This window comes from Nocardia sp. CA-107356 (assembly GCF_050946365.1).
Lineage (GTDB): Bacteria > Actinomycetota > Actinomycetes > Mycobacteriales > Mycobacteriaceae > Nocardia.
In genome coordinates, this window is sequence record NZ_CP191992.1 from 2,279,450 (window position 1) to 2,305,378 (window position 25,929).

Annotated in this window: 25 protein-coding genes; 18 read left to right on the forward strand and 7 right to left on the reverse strand. The window is 67.6% G+C overall.

What is annotated here, in order from left to right:
* Positions 1-12 precede the first annotated feature (12 nt).
* Both serB and ACQP1G_RS10260 read left to right on the forward strand, forming a co-directional pair.
* Complete coding sequence (serB, locus tag ACQP1G_RS10255) at positions 13-1,236, forward strand: phosphoserine phosphatase SerB (protein ID WP_433201404.1); 1,224 nt, start codon at positions 13-15, stop codon at positions 1,234-1,236.
* A 110-nt stretch (positions 1,237-1,346) separates the two neighbouring features.
* Positions 1,347-2,156, forward strand: coding sequence for a peptidyl-tRNA hydrolase (locus ACQP1G_RS10260; protein WP_433201407.1), 810 nt, complete (start codon positions 1,347-1,349; stop codon positions 2,154-2,156).
* A 38-nt stretch (positions 2,157-2,194) separates the two neighbouring features.
* Here the strand turns inward: ACQP1G_RS10260 and ACQP1G_RS10265 are convergent, their stop codons facing one another.
* Positions 2,195-2,416, reverse strand: a complete 222-nt coding sequence (locus ACQP1G_RS10265; RefSeq protein WP_433201410.1) for a hypothetical protein — start codon at positions 2,414-2,416, stop codon at positions 2,195-2,197.
* 133 nt (positions 2,417-2,549) lie between these two features.
* Between ACQP1G_RS10265 and ACQP1G_RS10270 the strand changes: the two genes are divergently transcribed.
* The 5 genes from ACQP1G_RS10270 (at position 2,550) to ACQP1G_RS10290 (ending at position 7,602) form a co-directional block, all read left to right on the forward strand.
* On the forward strand, positions 2,550-3,383 hold the full coding sequence (locus ACQP1G_RS10270) for an ABC transporter ATP-binding protein (RefSeq protein WP_433201413.1): 834 nt from the start codon (positions 2,550-2,552) through the stop codon (positions 3,381-3,383).
* Between the two features lie 178 nt (positions 3,384-3,561).
* The gene (locus tag ACQP1G_RS10275; RefSeq protein WP_433208362.1) at positions 3,562-4,362 is read left to right on the forward strand and encodes an NUDIX hydrolase; all 801 of its coding nucleotides are present in this window, start codon (positions 3,562-3,564) and stop codon (positions 4,360-4,362) included.
* An 18-nt stretch (positions 4,363-4,380) separates the two neighbouring features.
* Positions 4,381-5,157 carry an enoyl-CoA hydratase-related protein gene (locus ACQP1G_RS10280; RefSeq protein ID WP_433201415.1) on the forward strand — a complete coding sequence of 259 codons (777 nt, stop codon included), beginning with the start codon at positions 4,381-4,383 and terminating at the stop codon, positions 5,155-5,157.
* Positions 5,158-5,444: 287 nt separating this feature from the next.
* The gene (locus tag ACQP1G_RS10285) at positions 5,445-6,422 is read left to right on the forward strand and encodes a class I SAM-dependent methyltransferase (RefSeq protein WP_433201417.1); all 978 of its coding nucleotides are present in this window, start codon (positions 5,445-5,447) and stop codon (positions 6,420-6,422) included.
* A gap of 16 nt (positions 6,423-6,438) precedes the next feature.
* On the forward strand, positions 6,439-7,602 hold the full coding sequence (locus ACQP1G_RS10290) for a THUMP-like domain-containing protein (protein WP_433201420.1): 1,164 nt from the start codon (positions 6,439-6,441) through the stop codon (positions 7,600-7,602).
* A gap of 18 nt (positions 7,603-7,620) precedes the next feature.
* Here ACQP1G_RS10290 and ACQP1G_RS10295 read toward each other — a convergent pair whose 3' ends face one another.
* Together ACQP1G_RS10295 and ACQP1G_RS10300 are read right to left on the reverse strand one after the other, a co-directional pair.
* Entirely contained in the window at positions 7,621-8,166 is a 546-nt protein-coding gene (locus tag ACQP1G_RS10295; RefSeq protein WP_433201423.1) for a DUF1697 domain-containing protein, read from the reverse strand.
* Between the two features lie 118 nt (positions 8,167-8,284).
* Positions 8,285-9,034 carry an acyltransferase gene (locus ACQP1G_RS10300; RefSeq protein WP_433201426.1) on the reverse strand — a complete coding sequence of 250 codons (750 nt, stop codon included), beginning with the start codon at positions 9,032-9,034 and terminating at the stop codon, positions 8,285-8,287.
* A gap of 251 nt (positions 9,035-9,285) precedes the next feature.
* On the opposite strand from ACQP1G_RS10300, the gene ACQP1G_RS10305 reads away from it, so the two are divergent.
* Positions 9,286-10,626 (forward strand): PQQ-binding-like beta-propeller repeat protein, encoded by a 1,341-nt coding sequence (locus ACQP1G_RS10305; protein WP_433201429.1) that lies wholly within the window; start codon positions 9,286-9,288, stop codon positions 10,624-10,626.
* Positions 10,627-10,730: 104 nt separating this feature from the next.
* Here ACQP1G_RS10305 and ACQP1G_RS10310 read toward each other — a convergent pair whose 3' ends face one another.
* From ACQP1G_RS10310 to ACQP1G_RS10320, 3 genes are read right to left on the reverse strand one after another with little or no spacing between them, the layout of a single operon-like run.
* Positions 10,731-11,984, reverse strand: a complete 1,254-nt coding sequence (locus ACQP1G_RS10310) for a glycosyltransferase family 4 protein (RefSeq protein WP_433201432.1) — start codon at positions 11,982-11,984, stop codon at positions 10,731-10,733.
* On the reverse strand, positions 11,981-13,528 hold the full coding sequence (locus ACQP1G_RS10315; RefSeq protein ID WP_433201435.1) for a 1,4-alpha-glucan branching protein domain-containing protein: 1,548 nt from the start codon (positions 13,526-13,528) through the stop codon (positions 11,981-11,983). The genes ACQP1G_RS10310 and ACQP1G_RS10315 overlap by 4 nt, the downstream gene beginning before the upstream one ends.
* Entirely contained in the window at positions 13,525-14,328 is an 804-nt protein-coding gene (locus ACQP1G_RS10320; protein WP_433201438.1) for a class I SAM-dependent methyltransferase, read from the reverse strand. Before ACQP1G_RS10320 ends, ACQP1G_RS10315 begins: the two co-directional genes overlap by 4 nt.
* A gap of 253 nt (positions 14,329-14,581) precedes the next feature.
* On the opposite strand from ACQP1G_RS10320, the gene ACQP1G_RS10325 reads away from it, so the two are divergent.
* From ACQP1G_RS10325 to ACQP1G_RS10345, 5 genes are all read left to right on the forward strand, one after another.
* Positions 14,582-15,367 carry an electron transfer flavoprotein subunit beta/FixA family protein gene (locus ACQP1G_RS10325; protein ID WP_433201440.1) on the forward strand — a complete coding sequence of 262 codons (786 nt, stop codon included), beginning with the start codon at positions 14,582-14,584 and terminating at the stop codon, positions 15,365-15,367.
* A 32-nt stretch (positions 15,368-15,399) separates the two neighbouring features.
* Positions 15,400-16,356: an electron transfer flavoprotein subunit alpha/FixB family protein gene (locus ACQP1G_RS10330; RefSeq protein WP_433201442.1), complete on the forward strand. Its 957-nt coding sequence runs from the start codon at positions 15,400-15,402 to the stop codon at positions 16,354-16,356.
* 190 nt (positions 16,357-16,546) lie between these two features.
* Positions 16,547-17,164 carry a PadR family transcriptional regulator gene (locus ACQP1G_RS10335; protein ID WP_433201445.1) on the forward strand — a complete coding sequence of 206 codons (618 nt, stop codon included), beginning with the start codon at positions 16,547-16,549 and terminating at the stop codon, positions 17,162-17,164.
* A gap of 71 nt (positions 17,165-17,235) precedes the next feature.
* Positions 17,236-18,258 (forward strand): ATP-binding cassette domain-containing protein, encoded by a 1,023-nt coding sequence (locus ACQP1G_RS10340; protein ID WP_433201448.1) that lies wholly within the window; start codon positions 17,236-17,238, stop codon positions 18,256-18,258.
* Positions 18,255-19,016 (forward strand): ABC transporter permease, encoded by a 762-nt coding sequence (locus ACQP1G_RS10345; RefSeq protein ID WP_433201451.1) that lies wholly within the window; start codon positions 18,255-18,257, stop codon positions 19,014-19,016. Before ACQP1G_RS10340 ends, ACQP1G_RS10345 begins: the two co-directional genes overlap by 4 nt.
* Before the next feature lie 62 nt (positions 19,017-19,078).
* Here the strand turns inward: ACQP1G_RS10345 and ACQP1G_RS10350 are convergent, their stop codons facing one another.
* Positions 19,079-19,936, reverse strand: a complete 858-nt coding sequence (locus ACQP1G_RS10350; protein ID WP_433201454.1) for a LysR family transcriptional regulator — start codon at positions 19,934-19,936, stop codon at positions 19,079-19,081.
* A 111-nt stretch (positions 19,937-20,047) separates the two neighbouring features.
* On the opposite strand from ACQP1G_RS10350, the gene ACQP1G_RS10355 reads away from it, so the two are divergent.
* The 5 genes from ACQP1G_RS10355 to mnmA all read left to right on the forward strand — a co-directional run bounded on the left by ACQP1G_RS10355 (position 20,048) and on the right by mnmA (position 25,858).
* Entirely contained in the window at positions 20,048-21,319 is a 1,272-nt protein-coding gene (locus ACQP1G_RS10355; protein WP_433201457.1) for an NAD(P)/FAD-dependent oxidoreductase, read from the forward strand.
* 177 nt (positions 21,320-21,496) lie between these two features.
* Positions 21,497-22,324, forward strand: coding sequence for a GNAT family N-acetyltransferase (locus ACQP1G_RS10360; protein WP_433201460.1), 828 nt, complete (start codon positions 21,497-21,499; stop codon positions 22,322-22,324).
* 5 nt (positions 22,325-22,329) lie between these two features.
* The gene (locus tag ACQP1G_RS10365) at positions 22,330-23,463 is read left to right on the forward strand and encodes a lysophospholipid acyltransferase family protein (protein WP_433201463.1); all 1,134 of its coding nucleotides are present in this window, start codon (positions 22,330-22,332) and stop codon (positions 23,461-23,463) included.
* Positions 23,464-23,510: 47 nt separating this feature from the next.
* Positions 23,511-24,737, forward strand: coding sequence for a cysteine desulfurase family protein (locus ACQP1G_RS10370; protein WP_433201466.1), 1,227 nt, complete (start codon positions 23,511-23,513; stop codon positions 24,735-24,737).
* The gene (gene mnmA, locus ACQP1G_RS10375; RefSeq protein WP_433201469.1) at positions 24,737-25,858 is read left to right on the forward strand and encodes a tRNA 2-thiouridine(34) synthase MnmA; all 1,122 of its coding nucleotides are present in this window, start codon (positions 24,737-24,739) and stop codon (positions 25,856-25,858) included. Before ACQP1G_RS10370 ends, mnmA begins: the two co-directional genes overlap by 1 nt.
* Positions 25,859-25,929 lie beyond the last annotated feature (71 nt).

The following is a 25,929-nucleotide window of genomic DNA, read 5'->3' on the forward strand; positions in this document are numbered from 1 at the left end:
GGAGCACCTCAGTTGGCCGACACCACCGTCCTCGTCACCGTCACCGGACCCGACCGGCCCGGTGTGACGTCCGTGCTGCTCGCGGCGATGTCGCGGCACCACGTGAGCCTGCTGGATGTGGAGCAGGTGGTCATCCGCGGCCGACTGACCCTCGGCGTGCTGGTCACCTGCCCGAGCGATCCCGAGGCGCTGCAGGATGAGCTCGAAGAGGCGATGAACACCGTCGGCATGCACGTCGACGTGGAGGTCGGCGCGCAGATCGGCAGGCAGCCGATGTCCACCCACGCGGTGGTCATCCTCGGCGCCCCGGTGACCGCGCGCGCCTTCAGTGCGGTCTCACGTCAGCTCGCCGCGCTCGGCGCCAATATCGACACCATCCGCGGCATCGCCGACTACCCGGTGACCGGTATGGAGCTCTCGGTCACCGCGACCGATACCGGACCCGATTCGGATGCCCGACTGCGCACAGCGCTGGCCGAGGTAGCCGTCGCCGAACAGGTGGATGTCGCGGTGGAACGGGCCGGGCTGGCTCGGCGGGCCAAGCGGCTCATCGTCTTCGACGTCGACTCGACACTGATCCAGGGCGAGGTCATCGAGATGTTGGCCGCGCACGCCGGGGTGGAGGATCAGGTCCGTGAGGTTACCGAGGCGGCCATGCGCGGCGAGATCGACTTCGCCGAATCGCTGCGCCAGCGGGTGGCGACCCTGCAGGGCCTGGACGAGTCGGTGATCGAGGAGGTCGCCGACCGGATCGAACTGACCCCTGGTGCGCGCACCACGATTCGGACGCTGCGGCGCATCGGATTCCGATGTGGCGTGGTGTCGGGCGGATTCCGTCAGGTGATCGAGCCGCTCGCGCATGAACTGGAGCTGGACTTCGTCCAGGCCAACACCCTCGAGGTCGAGGACGGCAAGTTGACCGGCCGAGTGGTCGGCGAGATCGTCGACCGGGCGTTCAAGGCCACCGCGCTGCGGAAGTTCGCGGCGGAGGCGGGGGTGCCGATGGAGCAGACCGTCGCCGTCGGGGACGGCGCCAATGACATCGATATGCTCAATGCGGCCGGACTCGGCGTCGCCTTCAACGCCAAGCCCGCGCTGCGCGAGGTCGCCGATGCGGCCCTGTCCCACCCCTATCTCGACGCGGTGCTGTTCATCCTCGGCGTCACCCGAGACGAGGTGGAGGCCGCTGATGCCCGTGATGGCGGCATCCGCCGCGTGCCACTCATCGGCACCTGAGCCACGTCGCGGGAATGCGGCGGGCGTTACGAAGCTTGCACTCGAGGACGTGCGGCGAGGCCGGTGTCGCCGTCCGCACGGGAGTTGTCGTTGACGATCGAGGTGGAGTGATGTCGAGTATCCCGGAGAGCACCGCCGGAGTTCGGGACGGTGGTACGGCGGAGACCGAATTGTCCACGGGCATCGAGGGTTTCCGCATCCGGCACGCGGAACTGGCGCGCGGCTACGGCGGTCTCGGCGATCCAGCGGATCCCGCCTTGGTGCAGGCCATGCAGATGGTGCTGCACATCCCCAAGGCCGACCCGCCGCAGCGCAGTGCGCTGCTGGCGGCCGCAGCGGCGGCCACGGTGGCGCTGTGCCTGGACGAGCGGGTCGGGCCCGAGGGGGAGTGGGCGCAACGGTTCCTGGCCTGGAAGCGCTCGCGGATCCGCAAGGTGGCGCGGCGGGCGCGCGGTGCACAATGGCTGGCCGCCAACGAGGTCGACGGAGTGACTGTCGAGGTGGACGGTGCGCAGGCGCGGGCATTCGTGCCAGGGCCGGTGGGCGCGATTGATCCGCGGATCAATCGACTGCAGATCAATGGCACCGACCTCGAGCACGACGATCCCGGGCCCGTGGATCCCGAACTGCCGGTGCTGTGGGTGAACGCGAAGCTCGGTATGACCCTCGGCAAGGCCGCCGCACAGGTCGGTCACGCCAGCATGTTGCTCGCCGGTGCGCTCACGGTGGACCAGGCCCGGTTGTGGTCGGAGCGCGAGTTCCGCTGCGCGGTACGCGAATCCGGACCGGAGCACTGGGCGGCACTGTGCGAGCAGGTGTCTCGCGGCAATGCCGTCGCAGTGCGCGATGCCGGTTTCACCGAGGTCGCGCCGGGCTCGATAACGGTGATCGCGGTACCCGGACACTCCGGACAAGACTGATCCACTGATCCGCCGCGGTGAATCGCCTCGCACACGATTCACATTCCAGGCTCCACAATCGATTGCATTTCGTAGATATTTCGCTGTTCGGCGTTAGGGGATTCGCCCAGGGCCGATCTGGGTACGTTCGACGGAACAGGACCGCCCGCACGCAACTCGCCGGAGGCCATGATGATGACGACGCTGTTGGTGATACTCGCCGTTTGGGTAGGGTGCTCGATTCCATTGGCCCTGATCGTCGCGCGGATGTTCCGCTCCACCGATGAGCCCCCGAACAATCCGCCGGGTGCGGTGCGCGCGCCGTCCGCGTCCTCGCGTCGCCGCACGGTCGAGCGGCCCCGTCGTGCCGACCGGCATGGGCCGGTCGTACGAACGCAGCACATTTGAGCCAAGATGGAGCCCGTGCCGCAACCGGATCCCGATCTGCTCATTGATTTCACCGACGTGACCATCCGACGCTCGGGTCACACCCTCGTCGGCCCGGTCACCTGGCAGGTCGAGCTCGACGAACGCTGGGTGGTCCTCGGACCCAACGGCGCGGGCAAGACCTCGCTGCTCCGCATGGCCGCCGCTGAAGTGCATCCGACCTCGGGCATTGCCCATCTGCTCGGTGAGGTGATCGGCAAAACCGATGTCAGCGAGCTACGCCCGCGCATCGGATTGTCCTCGGCCGCGGTGGCCAGCCGGATTCCGCGCGACGAGAAGGTCAGCGATCTGGTGGTCTCCGCGGGCTATGCGGTGCTCGGCCGCTGGCGGGAGCGCTACGACGATGTCGATACCGACCGCGCGATCGACATGCTGGAGAGCCTGGGCGCCGAACATCTTTCCGATCGCACCTACGGGACACTGTCCGAGGGTGAGCGCAAGCGGGTCCTGATCGCCCGCGCGATGATGACCGATCCGGAGCTGCTGCTGCTCGATGAGCCCGCCGCCGGTTTGGATCTCGGCGGGCGTGAGGAATTGGTGGAACGCCTCGGCGATCTGGCCGCGGATCCCGATTCGCCCGCGACAGTGCTGGTGACCCACCATGTCGAGGAGATTCCGCCGGGGTTCACCCACGGTCTGCTGCTGAACGAGGGTGCGGTGGTCGCGCAGGGTTTGCTGCCCGACGTGCTGACCTCGGAGAACCTGAGCGAGGCCTTCCGTCAGTCGATCGCACTCGACCGCGTCGACGGACGCTACTTCGCCCGTCGCGCCCGTCGCCTCGGTCGGCACCGCTCCCGCTGACGATCCGCCGAGCGTAGTGATACGGCGGTCCCGCAGAATCGCCGAGCCGCCTTGTGACTACCTTCGTCGACGGGGTGACCGAGCAGCGGGCCGGTGGGGTGTGGGATTACGCCGTAAAACAAGCGAGCGTTAGGGTGCAGGGGTGAGTGAGACAAACGCGCAGGCCGACTCGCCGACAATGCCGTCGCCCAAGGATGCGTCGACGGTGATGTTGGTGCGCGACGGTGCCGCCGGGCCGGAGGTGTTCCTGCAGCGCCGGGTCGGGGCGATGGCCTTCGCCGCCGGTATGACCGTTTTCCCGGGCGGCGGGGTCGACCCCTCGGACGGGACCGCCGATATCGAGTGGGCCGGACCCGAACCCGCTTGGTGGGCCGAGAAATTCGGCACCACCGAACCACGGGCCAAGGCGCTGGTCGCCGCCGCCGTGCGCGAAACCTTCGAGGAATGCGGTGTGCTGCTGGCCGGTCCGACCGCCGATACCGTCGTCTCCGACACCACCGGTTACCACGATGCCCGAGGCAGACTGGAGCGGCGCGAGGTATCACTCGCGGCGTTCCTCGCCGAGGAGAAGTTGGTGCTGCGCGCGGACCTGCTTCGGCCGTGGGCGAATTGGATCACCCCGGTGATCGAGCCGCGGCGTTATGACACCCGGTTCTTCGTCGCGGTGCTGCCGCATGGGCAGTTGGCCGACGGCGCGACCTCGGAGGCGGCCGAGGTGCAGTGGCGCACCGCGGCGGAGGCGCTGGCACGCTGGCGCGCAGGCACCGACATTCTGTTGCCGCCGACCTGGGCGCAGCTGGACGCCATCGGCGAATTCGGTTCCACCGCGGAGATTCTGGCCCTCGACAAGGTGGTCGAACCGATCATGCCGGTGCTCTCCGGCCCCGACGGGCAGCAGGTGCTCGAATTCCCGAACAACCAGCGGTACTTCGCCGATCTTCCGGATGCCAGCAGGCTCAAGGGATCCGTGCGGCCGTGAGGCAGTAGGTTTCCTGCCATGGCCGAATTCGTCACCCTTGAGCTGCCCGAGGATTCCGCTGTGCGCGGCGTCGCCGTCCTCCGGATCGATCGCCCGCCGCTGAACCTGTTGAATGCGCAGGTGGTGCTGGAGGTAGCCGAGGCGGCCGCGGTCGTCGCCGCGCATCCCGGGGTCGCGGCGCTGGTCGTCTACGGCGACGAGCGGGTCTTCTCGGCGGGTGACGATCTCGCCGAACTCTCCGGCCGCACCCAGGACCAGGCCGACGCGATGGCCGCGGATCTGCAGGCTGCGCTCGGCTGCCTGGCCAAGGTGCCTCAGCCCACCGTCGCCGCGATCAGCGGCTACTGCCTCGGCGGGGGTCTGGAGCTGGCCCTCGCCGCCGACCGACGCGTCATCGGTGACAATGTCAAACTCGGTCTGCCCCAGATCAAGGCGGGTCTCATTCCGCTCGCGGGCATCCGCCGCCTGGCATTGCTGATCGGTCCGGGTCCCGCCAAGGATCTCGTCTATACCGGCCGCTTCGTCGGACCCGACGAGGCGCGCACCCTCGGCTTGGTCGATGAGGTCGTCGCCCCCGACGACGTCTACACCGCCGCCATGCGCTGGGCCGAGCAGTTCACCGACGGCCCCGCCCGCGCCCTCGCTGCCGCCAAGGCGGTCTTCGAAGCAGGCCCGCACGGCCTCGACCGAGCCCGCACCGAATGGACCGCGCTGTTCGGCACCGAGGACCGCCGCATCGGCACCGAGTCATACCTGGCCGACGGTCCAGGTTCGGCGGCATTCGTCGGGCGCTGACACGGTCCGAACGGCTCGCGCCCGGTTCTGAGCGTTACCGGAGACCATAAACGGGAACACGTTCCTGTCGCCTGGGCCGTGCGGCTCCGGCGTCGTTCAACGATCACGAGCGCCGCTCGAACCGCAGCTCGATGGACGCATCCAGTGATCGCGGCGGCGGGTCGGTAGATCATCGGGCAGGTTCAGAACCAGAACGAGTCTCGGGGGACGGGTGGCAATCCGAAATTAGGCCGTACTCACTGGTCCGCTGCAGACGCGCGGCGGCGGGTTGGCTAGGCTTGCCCACCATGACGGTCCACCCCGATGACCCGGCGCCGAACCCGCATGCCACTGAGGCCGAGGTCGAAGCTGCGCTGAAGGATACGAAGCTCGCCCAGGTGCTCTACCACGACTGGGAAGCCGAGACCTATGACGACAAATGGTCGATTTCGTATGACGAGCGCTGTATCGACTATGCCCGCGGCCGGTTCGACGCCGCGGTCGGTCCCGCGCCGCTGCCGTACGCGCGTGCGCTGGAACTGGGCTGTGGTACCGGCTTCTTCCTGCTGAACCTCATGCAGGGCGGCGTCGCGAAGTCCGGTTCGGTCACCGACCTGTCGCCGGGCATGGTGAAAGTCGCACTGCGCAATGCCGAGCACCTCGGGCTCGATGTCGACGGTCGGGTGGCCGACGCCGAGACCATCCCGTACGAGGACGACACCTTCGACCTCGTCGTCGGCCACGCGGTGCTGCACCACATCCCGGATGTGGAGTTGGCGGTCAAGGAGTGCCTGCGCGTGCTCAAGCCGGGTGGGCGTTTCGTTTTCGCCGGTGAACCGACCACTGCGGGCAATTTCTACGCTCGCTGGCTGGGCCGCATCACCTGGAAGGCCACCACCACCGTGACCAAGCTGCCCGCACTGTCGGGGTGGCGGCGTCCGCAGGCCGAATTGGACGAATCCTCGCGCGCCGCGGCGCTGGAGGCGGTCGTGGACCTGCACACCTTCGATCCCAGCGAGCTCGAGGCGATGGCTCGTCGCGCGGGCGCCGCCGAGGTCAAGGCGAGCACCGAGGAGTTCGCCGCGGCGTTGTGGGGCTGGCCGGTGCGCACCTTCGAGGCGGCCGTGCCGGACGAGAAGCTGACCATGGGCTACCGGATGGCGATGTACCGCGCGTGGCTGCGGCTGAGCTGGCTGGACGAGAACGTCATGCGCCGGGTGGTGCCGCGTCGGTTCTTCTACAACGCCATGATCACCGGTGTGAAGCCGGGCTCCGCAGCCAAATAACCGGGCCGCTGAAGTAGTGGGCTATTCCTTCGGCCGCGAGGATGTCGCCTTCCTCGGCAGCGCGGCGGGTAATGCCGCGCTGGCCGAGGTGGACCGGCTGGAGTTGACCCCGGCGACGCTTCTGCGCGATCTGGAGCGGGTGCGTCGCGAGTTCGGCGCGCGGTCGGGCGCGCTCATCGAAACCGTGCGCCTACGCCGCCGCGCCGCGGCCAAGCTGGACGACAGCGGACAGTGGCTGTTCACCGACGACGCGCTGCAGCAGGCGACCCCGACGCTGGTGGCGCGCCACCGCGCCGACCGGCTTTCCGGGCGCGCCGTACACGACGTCACCTGCTCGATCGGTGCGGAACTCGCCGCGCTGACCCGCACCTGCCCCTCGGTACTCGGCAGCGACCTCGACGACGTGCGCCTGTCGATGGCCGCGCACAACCTCGCCGACTCCCGAAATATCCTGCTGGCCAAGGCCGATGCCCTCACCCCGTGCAGCACCGGCACCGTCGTCATCGCCGATCCGGCCCGCCGCGCGGACGGCCGCCGCACCCACGATCCGGCCAAACTGCAACCCCCGCTGCCGGACCTCTTGGCCGCCTATCCCGGTCGTGACCTGGCCGTAAAGTGTGCTCCGGGATTGGATTTCGACCGCCTCGGCTGGTCCGGCGAAATCGAGGTCGTCTCTCTCGACGGCGCGGTCCGCGAGGCCTGTCTGTGGTCGGCGGGGCTGTCCGCGCCCGGCGTCACCCGCCGCGCCACGGTCCTGTCCACCCGCGCCGAACCCGCCACCTATACCGACGCTGCCCCCGACGATATCCCCCAACGGGACCCCGGCGAGTGGATCATCGACCCCGACGGCGCCATCGTGCGCGCGGGCCTGGTCCGCCACTACGCCGCCGAACACGGCCTCTGGCAACTGGATCCCCGCATCGCCTACCTCACCGGTGACAGCGTCCCCGAGGGCGTTCGCGGCTTCCGTATCGTCGAGCGTCTGGAACTGCGCGAGAAGACTCTGCGCCAGGAACTGACCCGCCGCGACTGCGGCACCCTCGAAATCCTCGTCCGCGGTGTCGACATCGACCCCGATACCCTCCGCAAACGCCTCAAACTCCGCGGCACCGCCCCCTACACCCTGGTCCTCACCCGCATAGCCCGCACCGCCGCCGCTTTTCTCTGCACCCCCGCCTGACCACCCGAATTCACCCGATCAAGACTCCATCTTCTTGACGATCTTCTGGACGGTGAGCCAGGTGCGGGTGGTGATGTCCTTGCTGTAGGTCTTCTCGAGCCACGCCATGAAGTCCGGGGTGCGGGGTTCGGTGTTGTCGATGACCGCGAGAACGGCGCGGGCGAGGGAGTCATAGCCGACGATTTGGACGCCGGGTTCGGTGTGCTTACGCAGTTCCTCGGCGACATTCGGCGGGGCGTGCTTGAGGAAAGTCGTGATGAGATAGGTTTCGCGGCCGTGGGTCAGGCCCGGGAACGGATCGGTATCGAGCAGGTCGCGCAGCTCATCGTAGGTGCGGACGATGGTGCCGCCCGGGATCCCGAGTTCGCTGCTCAGCGCGCCCTGGATGCGGGCTTCCAACTTCGCGATATCGGCTTCCGCGGTGCGGAACACCACATTGCCGCTGGCCAATATCGTCGCGACCTTCTCGAAGCCCAGTCCCTCGAAAACCCCACGCAGCTTCTCGCCCTTCATATTGGGGTTGGTCGGCATGATCCCGCGCAACAGCGCCGCGTACCTGTTCATAGCGCTGACCGTACCGACCCACACCGACACGCATCGGCGTGCTGCCCCTCCGAAATCGCACGAGCCCCGGTTCCATGGGGGAATCCGGGGCTCGGCCGTTACGGCGGCGCTGCGGCGACTACACCGACTGGGCGGCGCCGTTCTTCTTGCGTTCGATATCTTCCAGCGCGGCAATGTATTTGGCGCGCTCCTCGGCGCCCGCCTCCCACGTCGCCTTGCGGTTCTTGACGACCTTGGCCGGCGCGCCGACGGCGATGCTGTAATCCGGAATCTCGCCCTTGACCACCGCGTGCGCGCCGAGGACACAGCCTCGGCCGACGCGGGTCTCGCGCAGTACGGTCACCTTGGCGGCGATCCAGGTGTCCGGGCCGATGCGGACCGGACTCTTGACGATGCCCTGATCCTTGATCGGCATGGTGATGTCATCCATGCGATGGTCGAAATCGCAGATATAGCACCAGTCCGCGACCAGGGTGGACTCGCCGATCTCGATATCGAGGTAGGTGTTGACCACGTTGTCCTTGCCGAAGACGACCTTGTCGCCGATGCGCAGCGATCCCTCGTGGCAGCGAATGGCATTGCCGTCGCCGATATGCACCCAGCGGCCGATCTCCATCCGGCTCAACTCGGGGGTCGCGTGGATCTCGACGCGCTTGCCGAGGAAGACCATGCCGCGCAGCACGATATGCGGGTTGGCCGCCTTGAATTTGAACAGTCGGTAATACCGCACCAGATACCAAGGCGTGTACGCCTTGTTCGTGAGCACCCAGCGCAGCGACGCCAGCGTCAGAAATCGCGCTTGCTGCGGATCCCGGCGGCGCGAGCCGCGCCACCGCGAGCGCAACGGTGCGCCCCACATGCTCGTCACGAACTCATCTCCTGTCGTGGTTGTTCGGTCGTGACCCGACCCGGTCGCGACCGACTAGAGCTTATCCCCTCGTAAAACACCGCCGGGACCCGTACAACCTCGGCCGCCCCTCCCGTACAGTGACTGCTGCGCCGCCGACGGCGGCGGCGGCGAACCTCCACGCGGGCAACCCGGTCTAGGTGGTGCGTGCGCGGGGGTCGACACGCTTTTGGTCTCGTCCCGAGCGGTCAACGACGACAGGAGTGCAGCAGGTGCGAAGCGGCGGCGTACTGGCGAACCCGGCGCGCGGGCTGACCTTGTTCCGACTGCGGGCCGCGGCGGCGCTGGCCGCGGTCGGCGCGCTGGCCCTGACGGGCTGCGGCACCGATGTCGACGACATCACCGTCGGGTCGGGCGCGGGCTGGACCGCCGCACATCACGACGGCCGCAACAGTGGCTCCAGCCCGGTCACCGGCTCGCGCAAACTGTCGTTGAGCTGGTCGCGACCGGTCGGCGGGCCGATCGAGCAGGGCGTGACGGTCGGTCCGGACGGGCAGATGTTCGTCACTACCCTGACCCCGAACAACTGCGCCATTCTCTCGCTGCAGATGCCGACCGGCCGTAAGCGTTTCTGCAATCCGCTCGGACCGAGCGCGATTTCGGCGCCCCCGGTGGTCGACAGCGGCAATAACGTCTACGTCGGTGACGACAGCGGGTTCAGTGCGTTCAACTCCATCGGGCAGCCGCGTTGGCGGACTCCCGTTGCGGGCGTGCCGGTTTCGGCGCAGTTCACCAGCGACGGGAACATTCTGACGGTCACCCAGTCCGGTCAGGTGGACGTGTTGAGCCGCCAGACCGGCGAACGCGTCGTCGCCACCGCCCAGCTGCTCGGCGAGCCCGATTACCTCGGGTATCCGGATCTGACCCGCCCCGCATCGGGTCAGGGCCTCGACGACTGCACCACCGGCGGACCACAGTGCCCGGTCTCCAATATCTCGCCGATCGATCCGACGAGCGGTCGGTTCTTCGTCACGCTGTGGAAGCCGGGTAAGCCGACTGCCGCGCTGGTCGCTTTGCGCTATGCCGACAACAAGATTCAGCAGGAGTGGAGCGCCGATATGCTCGGCCAGGGCAGCGCGACCAGCCCGACGCTGTCCGCCGACGGCGACACCGTCTACGTCGGCGATAACACCGGTCGCCTCATCGCGGTCGACGCCGCCGACGGTCGCACCAAGTGGGTGCAGCCCCTGCAATTCACTCCGCGCGGCGGTATTTCGGTCTCCAGCGACGGCCTGATCATCCCGTCCGGTGACGACGGCTACCTGCTCGCCCTGCGCGATAAGGGCGATGCCGCCGAGATCGTCTGGGAGCGTAAGGATCTCACCCTGCGCGGTACCCCAGTCCAGACCGCGGGCGACACCGGCTACACCGCCGCCGCCATCGGCGACGGCATCAACCTCATCACCTTCGACACCGAAACCGGCGCCACTGTCGACTCCGATGCGCTGCCCGACGCCAAGGGCACCACCACCGGCACCGCCATCGGCCCCAAGGGCGAGGTAGTTCTCGCCACCCGGATCGGCGAGATCTTCACCTTCGAGCCGGAGCAGTAACCGCGCAGGACTCGAGTGCACCGCGGCGCCCACAAATGTCGCGCCGCGCACGAAATTGCTTGGAATCGAGTGCGCGGCGGGCGAATTCGTGCGCCCAGCGGTCCCTACTGCGGATCGCGCTCCGGGAGCGGGCGTTCGATGATGGTGGGGCGGCCGAGGGGGTTGCGGACGCGGCGTTTGGCCGAGGAGTAGACCAGGGCGGTTTCGGCGGCGACCACGTCCCACGCGAAATCGGCGGTGAGGCGTTCGCGGGCCGCGTAGGCGCGGTCTTGTGTGGCGGCCGGATCGTCGAGGGTGGCGCGGACGGCCTCGACGATGCCGTCGACATCCGCGGGTTCGAAGGATGCACCGGTGACGCCGTCGATGACGGCCTCGCCGAGTCCGCCCGCGGTCGAGGTGACCAGTGGGGTGCCCGCGGCGGCGGCCTCGAGGGCAACGATGCCGAAGGGTTCATAGCGGCTCGGCAGCACGATGGCGTCGGCGCCGTGCAGCCAGCCGAGCAGTTCCTCGTGACCGAGCTGTCCCGCGAAGGTGACCCCGCGCGCGACCCGGTGCACGCGGGCGCGCTCGCGCAGCCATTCGAACTGGGTGCCGATGCCCGCGATGGTCAGTGTGGTGCCGGGGTGGGCGCGGCGAATGCGCGGTAGCGCGGCGATCGCGTCCTGCACACCCTTCTCGTACTCGAGCCGCCCCACATAGAGCAGGCGCGGCGGACCGGTACGCGGGGCGCGCGGCCGAAAGGTCCACGCGCCGACGTCGATTCCGTTGCGGATCACCGTCATCGGAATGCGCTCGGGTCCGTAGAGGCGTTCCACCTCGTCCTGCATCGAGGTCGAGCAGGTGATCAGCGCGTCGGATTCGTTGGCCAGCCACCACTCGACCGAATGCACCTGCTTGTTGACGCGGCCCGAGACCCAACCGCTGTGCCGCCCGGCCTCGGTGGCGTGGATGGTCGACACCAGTGGCACGTCGTAGTACTCGGCCAGTGCGATCGACGGATGCGCGACCAGCCAATCGTGCGCGTGCACGACATCCGGAATCCAGCCGTCGCCGATGCCGGGCTTACCGAGCGCGACACCGGCGCGCACCATCGCGTGGCCCATGGCCAGTGTCCAGGCGAGCATGTCCTCGCCGAAGTCGAAGCACGGCGGATCCTCGGCGACCGCGACCACCAGCACGCCCTCGGCGATGAAGGACTGGGTGGGGTGGGTCGTGGAGTCGGTGCCGGAGGGTCGGCGGGCGAGTACGACCACTTCGTGGCCCGCCGCAGCCAATTCGACCGCCAAGTGATGCACATGGCGGCCCAACCCACCGACCACTACCGGTGGGTACTCCCACGACACCATCAAGATCTTCATGAATGTCCTTCTCGAGCGGAGTCTCGGTCCGCGATCGCCAGCCGCCGTGCGTCCAAACTCGGAAAGAACCCGTCGGCCGCCCCCCATCCTGCCGCCAACTGGTGTGCTTTGGCGACCTGACCCGCGCCGACGGCGGCCGCGATCTCCCGCACGGCGTGTGCGTGCCGGTGCGCTCGGTCGCGTGCGTAGCCTGCCGCGGAGTCCTTGCTGACCATGAAGGCCCAGTCACTGGAGACGGTGAGGATGGCCTCGCGCAGCAGCTGATCGGCAACCGGATCGCGCAGTGCGACACCGCCGTCCGCGGCCCGCATCTTGTCGACCGTATCGAGGGTGAGGCGCACGATCTCGTCGTTGAGTTCCACCAGGTCTTTGACCTGGTCTCCGGCCCAGACCCGCCAGTCCTTACCCGAACCCCAGGAGGAATCGGCCAGCGGCACCGGCGCGCCGACGAACCCGCGCGCGCGAGCATCGGCCAAGGTCCCGACCGTGACGCCCGCCTCGGGCAGCGCCCGCAACACCTGGGCGAGCCACTGCGGCCCCTCGTGCCACCAGTGCCCGAACAGTTCGGTGTCGAAGGCGGCGACGACCAGGGCCGGGCGGCCGATCCGCGCGGATTCGCTGATCAGACGCTCGCGCACGGTCCGAACGAAATCGTCGACATCGCGGACCACCGCCGCGGCCGCCAGCTCCGGATCGTAGGGCGCCTTGTCCGGACCGGCCACCGTTTTGCCGGTGACCCGGGACGGTTTGAGACCCGTCGCGTGGTCATAGTGATGAAAGTCACGGTAGGCGCTCTGGCCCGGATAGCCGGATTTGGGCGACCAAACCCGGTAGCTCACATGCAGATCCCGCCCGAAGGCCACCACATCCGACTCGCGGACCGGGCGGCCGAGGGTGGTGTCACCGTGCAATGCGGGTCCATCGACCATGAAATGTGTCACACCGGCGGCGGCGTATCCGGTCTCCATACCGGGGGTGTAGCCGCATTCGGGCGCCCAGATTCCGGTGGGGGTATGGCCCCAGCGATGCCGGGCGTCGGACAGGCCCTCGCTCAGCTGGAATGCGCGCAGTCGCGGATCGAGCAGCGGCTGGAACGGGTGCGCGAGCGGGCCGCCGAGCAGTTCGATGGCTTCGGCGTCGATGAGCTGACGCCACACCGGAGCCGCGCCATGGCGCCAGTGCCGTTCGAATTCCGCGAGTGCCGCACCGGCCAGCCGATGTTCGTGACTGCCGAGCGCGATATTGCCGGCGAGCGCGGCTTCGTCGGCGCGCAGCTGCCAGTTGCCGAGCCAATGGTGCATACCGGCGAGGCAATGCAGGTCGTCGAGCTGGGCGGCGAGCACCGGCGTGATGCCGAGGCTGAGCAGATGCGAACGGCCTTCCGCGGCAAGGGTTCTCAGCGCCTCGACGACGGGAAGGTAAGAGGCGGCCCAGGATTGGTAGAGCCATTCCTCGCCGACCGGCCAGCGGCCGTGGTTGGCCAGCCAGGGCAGATGGGAATGCAGGACCAGGGTGAACTGGCCGGGAACATCGTGTCTGCTCAAGATTTCACCGCGATGGCGACCAGGTCGAGGCTCGCATCGATATCATCGGTGATCAGCGCGAAATCGTCGATGGCGACCGCGGCGACGTCGGCGGTGAGCTCGGCGGGCCACGGCTCACCGGCCAGCGCGCGCTCGATCTGGGCATCGATGAACGAGCCGCCGTGCTTGGCGTCCAACGCTTTCAGGGTCGGGCCGTGGTGCACACCGGTCATCAGTGTGACCCGGAAACCGGAGTCGACGAGCAGTTCGGTGAGTTCGTCGGCATTGAGTTCCCGGGTGTGGAACGGGTTGAGCGGGGTATCGCGGCCGGGGGAGAAGGTGATCCGGTTCGGCGTGCTGATCAGCAGTTCGCCGCCGGGCCGCAGCACCCGCAGGCATTCCCGAACGAACTGGCCCTGGTCCCAAAGGTGTTCGATCACTTGGAAATTCACCACGACATCGACCGATTCGGCATCGAGCGGCAGCTCGGCGAGGTTGCCCTGGATCATCTCGACGCGCGGGTAGCGCGCACGCACATGTGCGACCGCGCTGGTGTCGTAATCCAAGCCGATCACCGTGGTGGCCACGTCGGCGATCATGTTCGCGCCGTAACCCTCGCCGGATCCGGCCTCGAGCACCGTCTTTCCCACACAATGCTGGAGCAGTCGCGCATAGACGATCTCGTGCCGACGGAACCAGTAGTTCTCCTCGGCGATGCCGGGTACGGTCCGCTCGCCGGTCAGCGGCAACGGCTCGACGGCCGACTCGGGAGTAATGCCCGGGGTGTTGCCCACTGCGGCAGGGATCACAGCCTCGCTCATCGCTCCGACGTTACTGGTACGGGTTTTAGCCGGACACCCGCACCCGGTAGGCGTCGATCAGCGGCTACGTCCGGTCCTCCGGCATCGCGCACCATATCGTCTGCCATGGTGTTGTGAGAGAGAAGCGTCTAAGTTACCCATGAGTAACTTAACGTAGGGTAGTGTCACGCCCTGAGCTACAAACAAGGACGTACGGCCCAGTTCGTGCGACCACCACACACGTGTAACCAGAACAGGAGGTCGACGAAGACCGATGCCGAACATCGTCGTACTCATCAAGCAGGTTCCCGACACCTGGTCCGAGCGCAAGCTGACCGACGGTGACTTCACCCTCGACCGCGAGGCCGCCGACGCCGTCCTCGACGAGATCAACGAGCGCGCCGTCGAAGAAGCGCTGCTGATCAAGGAGGCTCAGGGCGGCGAGGTCACCGTGCTGGCCGCCGGTCCGGACCGTGCCAGCGAGGCCATCCGCAAGGCGCTGTCCATGGGCGCCGACAAGGCCATCCACATCAACGATCCGGCGATCCACGGCTCCGACGCCGTGCAGACCGCCTGGGTGCTGGCCAGCGCGCTGGGCCAGGTCGAGGGTGTCGAGCTGGTCATCGCGGGCAACGAGGCCACCGACGGCCGCGCCGGTGCCGTTCCCGCGATCATCGCCGAGTACCTCGGCCTGCCGCAGCTGACGCACCTGCGCAAGCTGACCGTCGACGGCACCAAGATCACCGGTGAGCGGGAGACCGACGAGGGCGTGTTCAAGCTGGAGGCCACCCTCCCGGCCATCGTCAGTGTCACCGAGAAGATCAACGAGCCGCGCTTCCCCTCCTTCAAGGGCATCATGGCCGCGAAGAAGAAGGAAGTGCAGACCTTCACGCTGGCCGACCTGGGCGTCGACCCGTCGACCGTCGGTGTCGCCAACGCGGGCACCGCCGTCACCGCGGCTACCCCGAAGCCCCCGCGCACCGCGGGCGAGAAGATCGCGGACGAGGGCGACGGCGGTACCAAGATCGCCACGTACCTGGTCGGTCAGAAGATCATCTGATCCCGCCCGAGACTGCTTAGGAGAGAACACAAATGGCAGAAGTACTTGTGCTCGTCGAGCACGCCGACGGTGCGATCAAGAAGGTCAGCACCGAACTGCTCACCGCCGCGGCCGCGCTCGGTGAGCCCGCCGCCGTCGTGACCGGCCCGGCCGGTACCGGTGAGAAGCTGGCCGACGCGCTCGCCGCCGCCGGTGCCGCGAAGATCTACATCGCCGAATCCGACGATGTCGAGAACTTCCTGGTGACCCCGAAGGTCGACGTGCTCGCCGGTCTGGTCGAGTCGGTCTCCCCGGCCGCCGTGATCGTCGCCGCCACCGCCGAGGGTAAGGAGGTGTCGGGCCGCCTCGCCGCGCGCATCGGCTCCGGCCTGCTCGTCGACGTCATCGACGTCAAGTCCGACGGCTCGGTCGTGCACTCCATCTTCGGTGGCGCGTTCACCGTCGACGCCAAGGCCACCGGCGATGTGCCGGTGATCTCGGTGCGTCCGGGTGCCGTCGAGGCCACGGCCGCCGCCGGTGCGGGTGAGAAGGTCACCGTCGAGGTGCCCGCGCAGGAAGAGGGCGTCGTCAAGGTCGTCTCCCGCGAGCCGATCGTCGGTGGCGACCGTCCGGAGCTCACCGAGGCGAGCATTGTCGTCTCCGGTGGTCGCGGTGTCGGTTCCGCCGACAAGTTCGCGGTCGTCGAGGCGCTGGCCGACTCGCTCGGTGCCGCCGTCGGCGCCTCGCGTGCCGCCGTCGACTCGGGCTACTACCCGGGCCAGTTCCAGGTCGGTCAGACCGGTAAGACGGTCTCCCCGCAGCTCTACATCGCCCTCGGCATCTCCGGCGCCATCCAGCACCGCGCGGGTATGCAGACCTCGAAGACCATCGTCGCGGTCAACAAGGACGAAGAGGCCCCGATCTTCGAGATCGCGGACTACGGCATCGTCGGCGACCTGTTCAACGTCGCCCCGCAGCTGACCGAAGCCGTCAAGGCGCACAAGGGCTAGTGCTGGTCCGCCTCCGCGAGTATTCGGGGGGCGGGTCGTGTGCGAGCGGACGCTGTCGCCCGGCTTGCGGAGTCGGTAGCCGAGTTGGCTCGTACCGGTGAGTTACCCGTGGCTCGCCAAATCTGTTGTTGCGTAAGCAGCTCCAGGTTTGGCGAGCTTTCGCATTTCCAGGGTGCGCTAACCTGCGAGTATGGCTGTTCCTACGACTCGGATGCTGGTGCTCGCGGTGGTGCGGCTGCTGCAGCCGGTGCACGGTTATGACGTTCGGCGCGAGTTGTTGTCCTGGCATGCCGACGATTGGGCGAATGTGAAGCCCGGATCGGTCTACGGGGCGCTGAATACGCTACAGCGCGAGAAGCTCATCGAGGTGGAGGGCGTCGGGCAGGCGGGGGCGCGCCCGGAGCGGACCACCTATCGCCTGACCATCGAGGGGGAGAAGGTATTCGGGGAGATGGTGCGCGAGGCGATATGGTCCTCCGAACAGCCGAAGAATCCGTATTTCGCGGCGGTGGCTTTGCTGCCGCACCTGCCGCGCGAGGAGGTCGTGGCGGCGATGCGCGGGCGCGTTCTGAAGTTCGAATCGGATCTGGTCTTCCTGGAGCGCGAGGAGCAGCGGATCCTCGCGGGCAGCGGCAATCCGGCGGAGACCGAACCGCATCATGTCGCCGATGCCATGCGGCTGGCCGCCGACCACGTCCGGGCGGATCTGACCTGGACGCGCAAGACCTTGGAGCGCATCGAGAATGGTGAGCTGGATGTGTGGACGAACTGGTCGAGGGTGGACGGCGGGCCGATGACGGTCAAGTGATGCCATCTCTATTGATCAAGTCTGAATAGTAAAGCTTGACTATTTAGTCGATCGTTTCTACCGTTGTTCAGGTGGAAACGATCGACTCCGTTCGCGCACGCACCAGCACCTCGGTGATCCGGGTGCGCGGGCTGTCGCGAACCTTTGCAACCAAAACCGGCCCCGTACAAGCGGTTACGGGCGTCGACTTCGATGTCTACGAGGGCGAGATCCTCGGTCTGCTCGGCCCCAACGGCGCGGGTAAGACCACGGCACTGCGGATGCTCAGCACCCTCATCGCCCCGACCGCGGGCGAGGCCGTCATCGCCGGCGCGGATCTCCGGGCCGAGCAGCGGACCGTGCGTTCGCGCATCGGCTACGTCGCCCAAGGCGGCATGACCAATGACGATGCCCTGGTCATCGACGAACTGGTACTGCAGGCAAGGCTTTTCGGGTTGAGCAAGGCGCAGGCCACGCGCAATGCGGAAGAACTACTGGTGGCGCTGGACCTGGACGGACTGGGGCAGCGCAAATGTAATCAGCTCTCCGGTGGCCAGCGCCGGCGCGTGGATATCGCACTCGGTCTGGTGCACGGACCGAATCTGATCTACCTCGATGAGCCGACCAGCGGCCTCGATCCGCAGAGCCGGGCCAATCTGTGGGAGCACATCGAGCGCCTGCGTGCACGAGGCACCACGGTCGTGCTCACCACCCACTACCTGGACGAGGCCGACGCGCTGTGCGACCGCCTGCTGATCATGGACCACGGCGGCATCGTCGCCGAGGGCTCGCCCGATGAACTCAAGCGGCGCATCTCGGGTGATGTGGTGAGCTTCGAAATCGAGGACGGCCATGCCGATCTCGCGCTCCAGATCGCCGAGTCGGTGCTGCAAGTGCGCTCGCTGGTGCGCTCGGAGGATGTGGGTGCCGATCGCATCGGCGCGACCCTGGTGCATCTCACCGTGGATCGCGGCGAAACCGCGGTGGTCCCCCTATTGCGTGCCATGGACGAGCGCGGTCTCGTGCCCGGTGCGCTCACTGTCAAACGTCCCAGCCTCGACGATGTCTTTCTCACCATTACGGGGCGTTCGCTGCGGGAGGCGAGTCACTCATGAGGTTCATGCGCGAGACCGGACTGATCTTCTGGTCCCAGCTGCGGGCGAATCTGCGAAATCCGGTGTGGGTCTTGATCGGTCTGTCACAGCCGGTGCTGTATCTGGTGCTGTTCGGACCGCTGGTCAAGGGGATCGCGCCGGCGTTGGGGCCGGATTCGGACCCGTGGGAGTTGCTCACACCGGCGCTGGTCATCCAGACCGGGCTGTTCGGCGCGATCTATGTCGGATTCAGCATTGTGGCGGAGTTGCGCGCGGGGGTGGTCGAACGACAGCGGGTCACTCCGGCGAGCCGAGGAGCGTTGCTGACCGGGCGTGTGCTCAAGGATATGGTCGTGCTGGTCGTGCAGGCGCTGGTGCTCGTGGGAGTTGCCATGGCGGCCTTCGGAGTTCGGCCGGATCCACTGGGGATGGTGCTGTCGGTGCTGCTGATCGCGGTGATGGCCGCAGGTTTGGCTGCGGCGTCCTATGCGCTCGGGCTGTGGGCCAAGTCCGAGGATGTGCTCGCCTCGGTGCTCAACAGCCTCGCGGTGCCGCTGATGCTGCTGTCCGGCATCCTGCTGCCGTTGAGCGTCGGGCCGAGCTGGTTGCGCACCATCGGGAAGGTGAATCCGTTCTCGCACACCGTCGATGCGGCCAGGGCATTGTTCCGCGGTGACTTCGGTGCATCCGAGGTGTACCTCGGGACCGGACTCACGCTGGCGGTCGCGGCGGTGGCGATGGTGATCGGCGCGCGCGGGTTCACCCGCGAAAATGCCTGACCGGTAGTCGGATCGACCCGCGGGCGCACGAGATCTGTTGCCGCGATGGCCGGCAGCGGATCTCAGCGGCGGTGCAGGCCGGAGAGCAGGGTGGTCAGGATCGGGGAGCGGCGGGCGTCGCTGCGCAAGACCGCCGAGACCGGAATGCGTAGTCGGTGTTCGGCGAGCCGCAGCACCACCAGGCCCTCGGTCGGGCTGTCGGCGTAGAGCACGGTCCAGGCATCGGGTCGGTTGATCAGTTCCATGGTCGCGGTGTGGTCCGGCGGAATCGGCGGACCGAAAGTGGGGCCTGCCGCCAGATCGGCGAAGGCGGCACGAATCACGGTGTGCAGCAGGACCTGTTCCTGCTCCGGCGGAAGCAGCAGAGGGTAGGGACTCAGATCCGCCAGTGTCACCTGTTCGCGGATGGCCAGCGGATGGGCGGCCGAGGTGGCGATGACGAGGTCCTCGACCCACAACTTCTCGACGGCGAGGCCGGGCTCGTCGACGCTGCCGCGGATGAGCGCGAGATCACAGTCGCCGTCGGCCACCGCGGTGATCCGCTGCCGGAACGGTTTGATGACGAATTCGATCTCGGCATTCGGATGCGCGGCGCGCGCCCCGGCGATCGCGGACAGGGATCGGGTCGCGAAGGACATGTTGGCGGCGAGCCGGATGCGGTGACCGGAGGTGCGCACGGTCGCGCGGATGGCCGATTCCAGGCTCAGCATCTGCTTAGCCAGTGGAAGTAGCCGCATGGTCGCGTCGGTCGGGACAACGGCCCTGGTCGAACGCTCGAAGAGGGCTACGCCGAGGTCGCGTTCCAGTCGGGCGATCTGATGGCTGATCGCCGATTGGGAGATGTAACAGCGGGCCGCGGCTCTGCTGAAACTCAGCTCCTCGCACACCGCGACGAAGTAGGTGAGCTGGCGAAGCTCCACGTCATCCTCGATTCATGAGCAATCCAGATAAGAGTCATCTCTATTATGCGCCTGAACACCTGAAATATCTGCGGTTCGAATTACGGTTGGTAATGAGAGAAGGAGGCTGTCATGGAACACGCAGATGTTGTCATCGTTGGATCGGGATTCGGGGGGCTTGCCGCCGCTAAGCAATTGGCCAAATCGGGTATCAGGTACGTTCTCATCTCGAGCACTCCGGAGCATCTGTTCCAGCCATTGCTCTATCAGGTCGCGACAGGTGTGCTGGCCTCCGAGGAAATCGCGCCGCCGATCGCCTCGGTGCTGCGCAGGCACCGGGAGGCCGACGTCCGGCTCGGCAAGGTGGTCGCCATCGATGCCGACAATGCCGTGATCACCTATGAAAACCAGGGCGAGCACACACAGATCCGCTACGGCTCGCTGATCGCTGCCACCGGCGCATCGCAGTCGTACTTCGGCCGCGACGATTTCGCCGATAAGACGTTCTCGCTCAAGACCATCGACGACGCCAAGATGCTGCGCGCACAGATCGAACGCGTCTTCACCGAGGCCGCCGGCGCCGACGAGGAGACTCGCAAGCGGCTGCTGAGCTTCGTGGTGGTCGGCGCGGGCGCGACCGGCGTCGAGGTGGCCGGTCAGCTGAAGGAACTCGCGAAACGGTATTACCACCAAGAGGTTTCGGTGACGCTGGTCGAGGGCGCTGGCGAGGTGCTGCCGCCCTTCGGTGGCGGGCTGTCGGAGTATGCGAAGGGATCGCTGACCAAGAGCGGTGTCGAGGTGCTGCTCGGCACCTTCGTGACCGATATCGAGCTCGGCAAGGTGACCGTCAAGGGTAAGGACGGCGTCGAGCGCCGGATCGCCGCCGAGACCGTCGTATGGTCGGCGGGTGTGCAGGCGGGCGGGTTCGCGCAACTCCTGGCCGAGGCCACCGGCTGCGAAACCGATCGGGCCGGAAGGCTTTTGATCAACCCGGACCTGACCGTCGGCGGGCACGCCGATATCTACGCCATCGGCGATATGACCTCGCTCAACGGTTACCCGGGACAGTCGCCGGTCGCCATGCAGGAGGGCAGGCACGCCGCCGATATCATCCGCCGCAAGAAGCTCCCCGGCACGCCGTTCACGTACTGGGACAAGGGCAGCATGGCGGTGATCAGCCGCTTCAGCGCGGTGGTGAAGCTCAACGAGCACATCACCTTCCGCGGTGTGATCGCCTGGACCATGTGGCTCGCGGTGCATCTGCTGTACCTGGTCGGATTCCGCAATCGCTTCGCCGCCGTCGCCTCGTGGTTGATCGCCTTCATCGGCACGGGTCGTCCCGGTTTCGACGAGGTGGATTCGGCGCGCGAACCCGTGCGGCTGCCGGAACGCAACGCCGCTTGAGCTATCTCGAAAGGGTCGCCGATCAGGCGAAAGGCGGCGATAGTGCGGCGGAGGTGGGAACGAATCGCGACGGTTCGGTGAACGCTCGGTGTGATCATCATCTCGTTCACCGAACCGGCATCGACGCGACACTTCGAGGTCGCTCCGGCGCTGTTTCGGGCTGGCTTCATCACGGATATGACTATTTCGTCCGTGTTGACAGCCCCGGCTCGACCGACGGACTCCGGGGCGGAACGGTCTCGGTACTCCCTGGTCGTTTCCTCCGATGTGGAACACCGGCTGGCCGCCCAGCGGCTGCGCTACGGCGTCTTCGCCAGTGAGCCCGGCTTCCAGATCCCCGACAACGGAACCGGTCTGGACGCGGACCGGTTCGACGAGCACTGCGATCACCTGCTGGTCCGCGACGATCGGACCGAAGAATTCGTCGGCTGCTACCGAATGCTGCCGCCGGACAAGGTGAATGCGGCGGGCGGCTATTACACGGCCACCGAATTCGATCTGGCCCAACTGGATCCGGCGGGCAACCGAATCGTGGAGATGGGCCGCGCATGCGTGGTGCCCGACCACCGCAACGGCTCGGTGCTTACTCTCATGTGGGCGGGCATCCTGCACTACATCCAGCTCACCGGATACGAGTGGGTGATGGGATGCGTGTCGGTGCCGATGCAGGACACCCCCGCCGACCCGGCCGGGGTGAACGTGCGCGGCGTGCGGGACATGCTGCTCGGCCGCCACGGATCCGATCCCGAGCGGCGGGTGCATCCCTACCGCCCGGTGGTCGTCGACGGACTGACGCTGGACGAGATGACCCCGCCCGCGCGCCCGAAGCTGCCGCCGCTGATGCGCGGCTACCTGCGCCTCGGCGCGGAGATCTGCGGCGAACCGGCGCATGATCCGGATTTCGCGGTCGCCGACTTCGTCGCACTGCTCGGTCTGGACACCATCAACACCCGCTACCTCAACCGATTACAAGACGCCGCCAATGCACTCGATGGGGGACGGTGAGCCAGATGGTGTTCGACGCGCCGCCCGCACAGAGCACCGCGCACGCCTGGATGCCGTCGAGTCCGTGTGGACCCGGCTGCATCGATCCGGTCGATGAGATCGGCACCGCACGGGTCATCGGTCGCCTGCTCGGCGTGGCCGGGCTATTGATCAGCTTTCCCGTCGTCAATATCGTCACACCGCGCGGACAGCGCGAACACCTGCAGCGGCGTTACGCGCGAACGGTCTTGAGCTGTCTCGGGATTCGGCTGCGCATTGTCGATAACCGGGTGGAGCGGGCTGCTGGGGTCGACGATGCTGTCGACCCTGCCGCCGACACCGAGGCGGCCGAGGCGCGATTCGCCACACCAGGCGAGGGGCTGCTGATCGTCGCGGGTCATATCGGTTGGACCGATATCGTCGTCATGGCCGCTGTGCAGCCGCTCGGCTTCGTGGCACGAGCGGACATGCTGGACTGGCCGCTGCTCGGCGGCCTGGCCAAGCTGATGCGGGTCATTCCGATCGAACGCGAACGCCTACGCGAACTACCCGGCGTGGTGGCGCGCCTCGGTGACCGCCTGGCGGCGGGGGATCGGATCGCGGTCTTCCCCGAGGGCACCACCTGGTGCGGCCGCGCCTACGGCACCATGCGCCCCGCACTCTTCCAAGCGGCCGTGGACACCGAAACCGCCGTACAGCCGGTGCGGCTGCGCTACCTGGACACACACGGCACCCAGTCGACGATTCCGGGATTCGTCGGCGACGACACCTTCGGCACCTCCGCGAAGCGAGTGCTGCGCTCACGCGGGATGGTCGCCGAGGTCGTGCTCGAGCCGGTGGAACGCCCGGGGTTCGACCGACGTGACCTGGCTCGCCGCTGTGAACAGGCCGTACGCGGTGCGGACCGGTCGCGCCACGGCGCCATCGAGGCATCGCAGTGGATTGCGGCGACAGCCACCCGCGTGCAGGATCCCGAGTCGGCCGAGGCACAGACGCCGCAGTCGGTGCGGCGACCGTCACGGCGGCTGCGCCCGTTCCGCCGTCCCGGCCGCCGAGACGCCGGTCACCGAGGTGGCGACACAACCGTCGCACCCGCCTCGAACACGCCGACGGCGCAGTCTGTTACACCCGGCGAGCCGTCGGCCGCACGGTCGCACTGATCGGGCGGGAATAACGGCGAAAGCCCGACGGCTATCCTTTACTGGTCATGAAGTCGGCTTTTTCGGGTCCGGTCCACGGTGCGCCCAAGACGGTCTACCTCGATCATGCGGCGACCACTCCGATGGTGCCTGCCGCGATCGAGGCGATGACGGCTGCCCTTGGGATGGCGGGCAACGCCTCGTCACTGCACGGTTCGGGGCGCGCGGCGCGGCGGATGCTGGAGGAGGCGCGCGAATCGATCGCCGCCGATCTGGGCGCCCGGCCCTCCGAGGTGATCTTCACCTCGGGCGGGACCGAGAGCGACAATCTGGCGATCAAGGGCATCTACTGGGCGCGTCGTGCTGCCGACCCGCGCCGGACCAGGATCATCGCGGGTTCGACCGAACACCATGCGGTCATCGACGCGGTCGAATGGCTGGAACAGCATGAGGGCGCCCAGGTGACCTGGCTGCCGGTGGACGCCGACGGTGTCGTATCGCCTCGGGTATTGCGGGCGGCGCTGGCCGACGATGTCGACGAGGTCGCACTGGTGAGCATCATGTGGGCCAATAACGAGGTGGGCACGATCGCACCGATCGTCGAATTGGCTGCGGTGGCACAGGAATTCGGCGTGCCGATGCACAGCGACGCGATCCAGGCCGCCGCGCAACTGCGGATCGACTTCGCGGCGAGCGCGCTCTCGGCGGCGAGCTTCGCCGGACACAAGGTCGGTGGGCCGCACGGTATCGGTGTCCTGTTGCTCGGCCGGCAGGTGCCGTGTGTGCCGCTGCTGCACGGCGGCGGGCATGAGCGTGATCTGCGCTCGGGGACCTCCGATACCGCCGCGGCCGTCGGACTGGCCACCGCACTGCACCGCACCGTGGTCGAGTTGCCTACGCGCACACCGGAATTGACCGCGCTGCGGGACGACTTGATCGCGGGTATCCGCGCGGCCGTGCCGGATGCGGTGCTGAGCGGTCCGGTCGGGGAGCATCGGCTGCCGGGCAATGTGCACTTCACCTTTCCGGGCTGCGAAGGTGATTCGCTGCTGATGCTGCTGGACGCGGCCGGAATCGAATGCTCGACCGGGTCGGCCTGCAACGCGGGCGTGGCCGCACCGAGTCATGTGCTGATCGCCATGGGCGTCGAGCCGTGGCAGGCACGCGGTTCGCTGCGGTTCTCGCTGGGGCACACCTCGACGCGTGCCGATGTGGACGCGGTGCTGACCGTATTGCCCCAGATAGTGGAAAGGGCCAGGGCCGCGGGTCTGGCCGGTGCGAAGGGAGGTGTCTGATGCGGGTACTCGCCGCGATGAGTGGTGGTGTGGATTCGGCAGTGGCGGCGGCACGTGCCGTCGACGCGGGTCATGAGGTGGTCGGCGTGCATCTGGCGCTGTCGGCGACACCGGGCACACTGCGCACCGGTTCGCGCGGTTGCTGCTCGAAGGAGGACGCCGGTGATGCCCGGCGTGCCGCCGATGTGCTCGGAATCCCCTTCTATGTCTGGGATTTCGCGGACCGCTTCAAAGAAGACGTGATCGACGATTTCGTCGCCGCGTACGCGGCCGGTGAAACGCCGAATCCGTGTCTGCGCTGCAACGAGAAGATCAAGTTCTCCGCCCTCGCCGACCGCGCGGCGGCACTCGGCTTCGACGCCGTGGTCACCGGACATTACGCGCGGCTCGAGGACGGCGTGCTGCGCCGGGCTGTCGACGCCGATAAGGACCAGTCCTACGTACTCGCGGTGCTGACCGCGCAGCAGCTGTCGCGGGCGATGTTCCCGGTGGGTGACACCCCGAAGCCGCAGATTCGCGCCGAGGCCGCCGAGCGCGGGCTCGCGGTGGCGAATAAGCCCGACAGCCATGACATCTGCTTCATCCCCTCCGGGGATACCCGCGCCTTCCTCGGTGCGAAGATCGGCATTCGTCCGGGTGCGGTCGTCGACGCCGACGGCGAGGTGCTCGCGAATCACGAAGGCGTGCACGGATTCACCATCGGCCAGCGCAAGGGACTCGGGCTGCCCGGTCCGGCCGCCGATGGTAAGCCGCGCTACGTCACCGGTATCGATCCCGACTCCGGCACCGTGCGCGTCGGCTCGGCCGAGGATCTGCAGGTCTGGACCGTGCAGGCCGACCGCGCCATCTGGACCTCCGGCTCCGCGCCCGCGGGACCGATCGAGTGTGTGGCGCAGGTGCGCGCACACGGCGGTACCGCATCGGCGGTGGCCGAGGCGGTCGGCGACGGATTGATCGTGCGGCTGCGCGAGCCGTTGACCGGTGTGGCCCGCGGCCAGGCCGTGGTGCTGTACCGCCCGGATGCCTCGGGTGACGAGGTAATCGGCAGCGGCACCATCAACGGCACTTCGCGCGATGCGTCCGATGCCGTGAGCAGCGCGGGCGCGAGCACCGTCCAGTGAGCGACGCCGACTTCGGGCGGCGCGAACAGCGAGATCGGTTCACCCTCTTCGTCATCCCGACGCAGACCGGG

Excerpts from the sequence above, each read along its gene's own strand:
- ACQP1G_RS10310 (WP_433201432.1), bottom strand. The coding sequence starts at position 11,984 with ATGAAGATCTTGATGGTGTCGTGGGAGTACCCACCGGTAGTGGTCGGT.
- ACQP1G_RS10360 (WP_433201460.1), top strand. The coding sequence starts at position 21,497 with ATGACTATTTCGTCCGTGTTGACAGCCCCGGCTCGACCGACGGACTCC.
- ACQP1G_RS10365 (WP_433201463.1), top strand. The coding sequence starts at position 22,330 with ATGGTGTTCGACGCGCCGCCCGCACAGAGCACCGCGCACGCCTGGATG.
- ACQP1G_RS10370 (WP_433201466.1), top strand. The coding sequence starts at position 23,511 with ATGAAGTCGGCTTTTTCGGGTCCGGTCCACGGTGCGCCCAAGACGGTC.
- ACQP1G_RS10345 (WP_433201451.1), top strand. The coding sequence starts at position 18,255 with ATGAGGTTCATGCGCGAGACCGGACTGATCTTCTGGTCCCAGCTGCGG.
- ACQP1G_RS10325 (WP_433201440.1), top strand. The coding sequence starts at position 14,582 with ATGCCGAACATCGTCGTACTCATCAAGCAGGTTCCCGACACCTGGTCC.
- ACQP1G_RS10295 (WP_433201423.1), bottom strand. The coding sequence starts at position 8,166 with ATGAACAGGTACGCGGCGCTGTTGCGCGGGATCATGCCGACCAACCCC.
- ACQP1G_RS10320 (WP_433201438.1), bottom strand. The coding sequence starts at position 14,328 with ATGAGCGAGGCTGTGATCCCTGCCGCAGTGGGCAACACCCCGGGCATT.
- ACQP1G_RS10355 (WP_433201457.1), top strand. The coding sequence starts at position 20,048 with ATGGAACACGCAGATGTTGTCATCGTTGGATCGGGATTCGGGGGGCTT.
- ACQP1G_RS10270 (WP_433201413.1), top strand. The coding sequence starts at position 2,550 with ATGGAGCCCGTGCCGCAACCGGATCCCGATCTGCTCATTGATTTCACC.
- ACQP1G_RS10260 (WP_433201407.1), top strand. The coding sequence starts at position 1,347 with ATGTCGAGTATCCCGGAGAGCACCGCCGGAGTTCGGGACGGTGGTACG.
- ACQP1G_RS10275 (WP_433208362.1), top strand. The coding sequence starts at position 3,562 with ATGCCGTCGCCCAAGGATGCGTCGACGGTGATGTTGGTGCGCGACGGT.
- ACQP1G_RS10330 (WP_433201442.1), top strand. The coding sequence starts at position 15,400 with ATGGCAGAAGTACTTGTGCTCGTCGAGCACGCCGACGGTGCGATCAAG.
- ACQP1G_RS10335 (WP_433201445.1), top strand. The coding sequence starts at position 16,547 with ATGGCTGTTCCTACGACTCGGATGCTGGTGCTCGCGGTGGTGCGGCTG.
- ACQP1G_RS10280 (WP_433201415.1), top strand. The coding sequence starts at position 4,381 with ATGGCCGAATTCGTCACCCTTGAGCTGCCCGAGGATTCCGCTGTGCGC.
- ACQP1G_RS10285 (WP_433201417.1), top strand. The coding sequence starts at position 5,445 with ATGACGGTCCACCCCGATGACCCGGCGCCGAACCCGCATGCCACTGAG.
- mnmA (WP_433201469.1), top strand. The coding sequence starts at position 24,737 with ATGCGGGTACTCGCCGCGATGAGTGGTGGTGTGGATTCGGCAGTGGCG.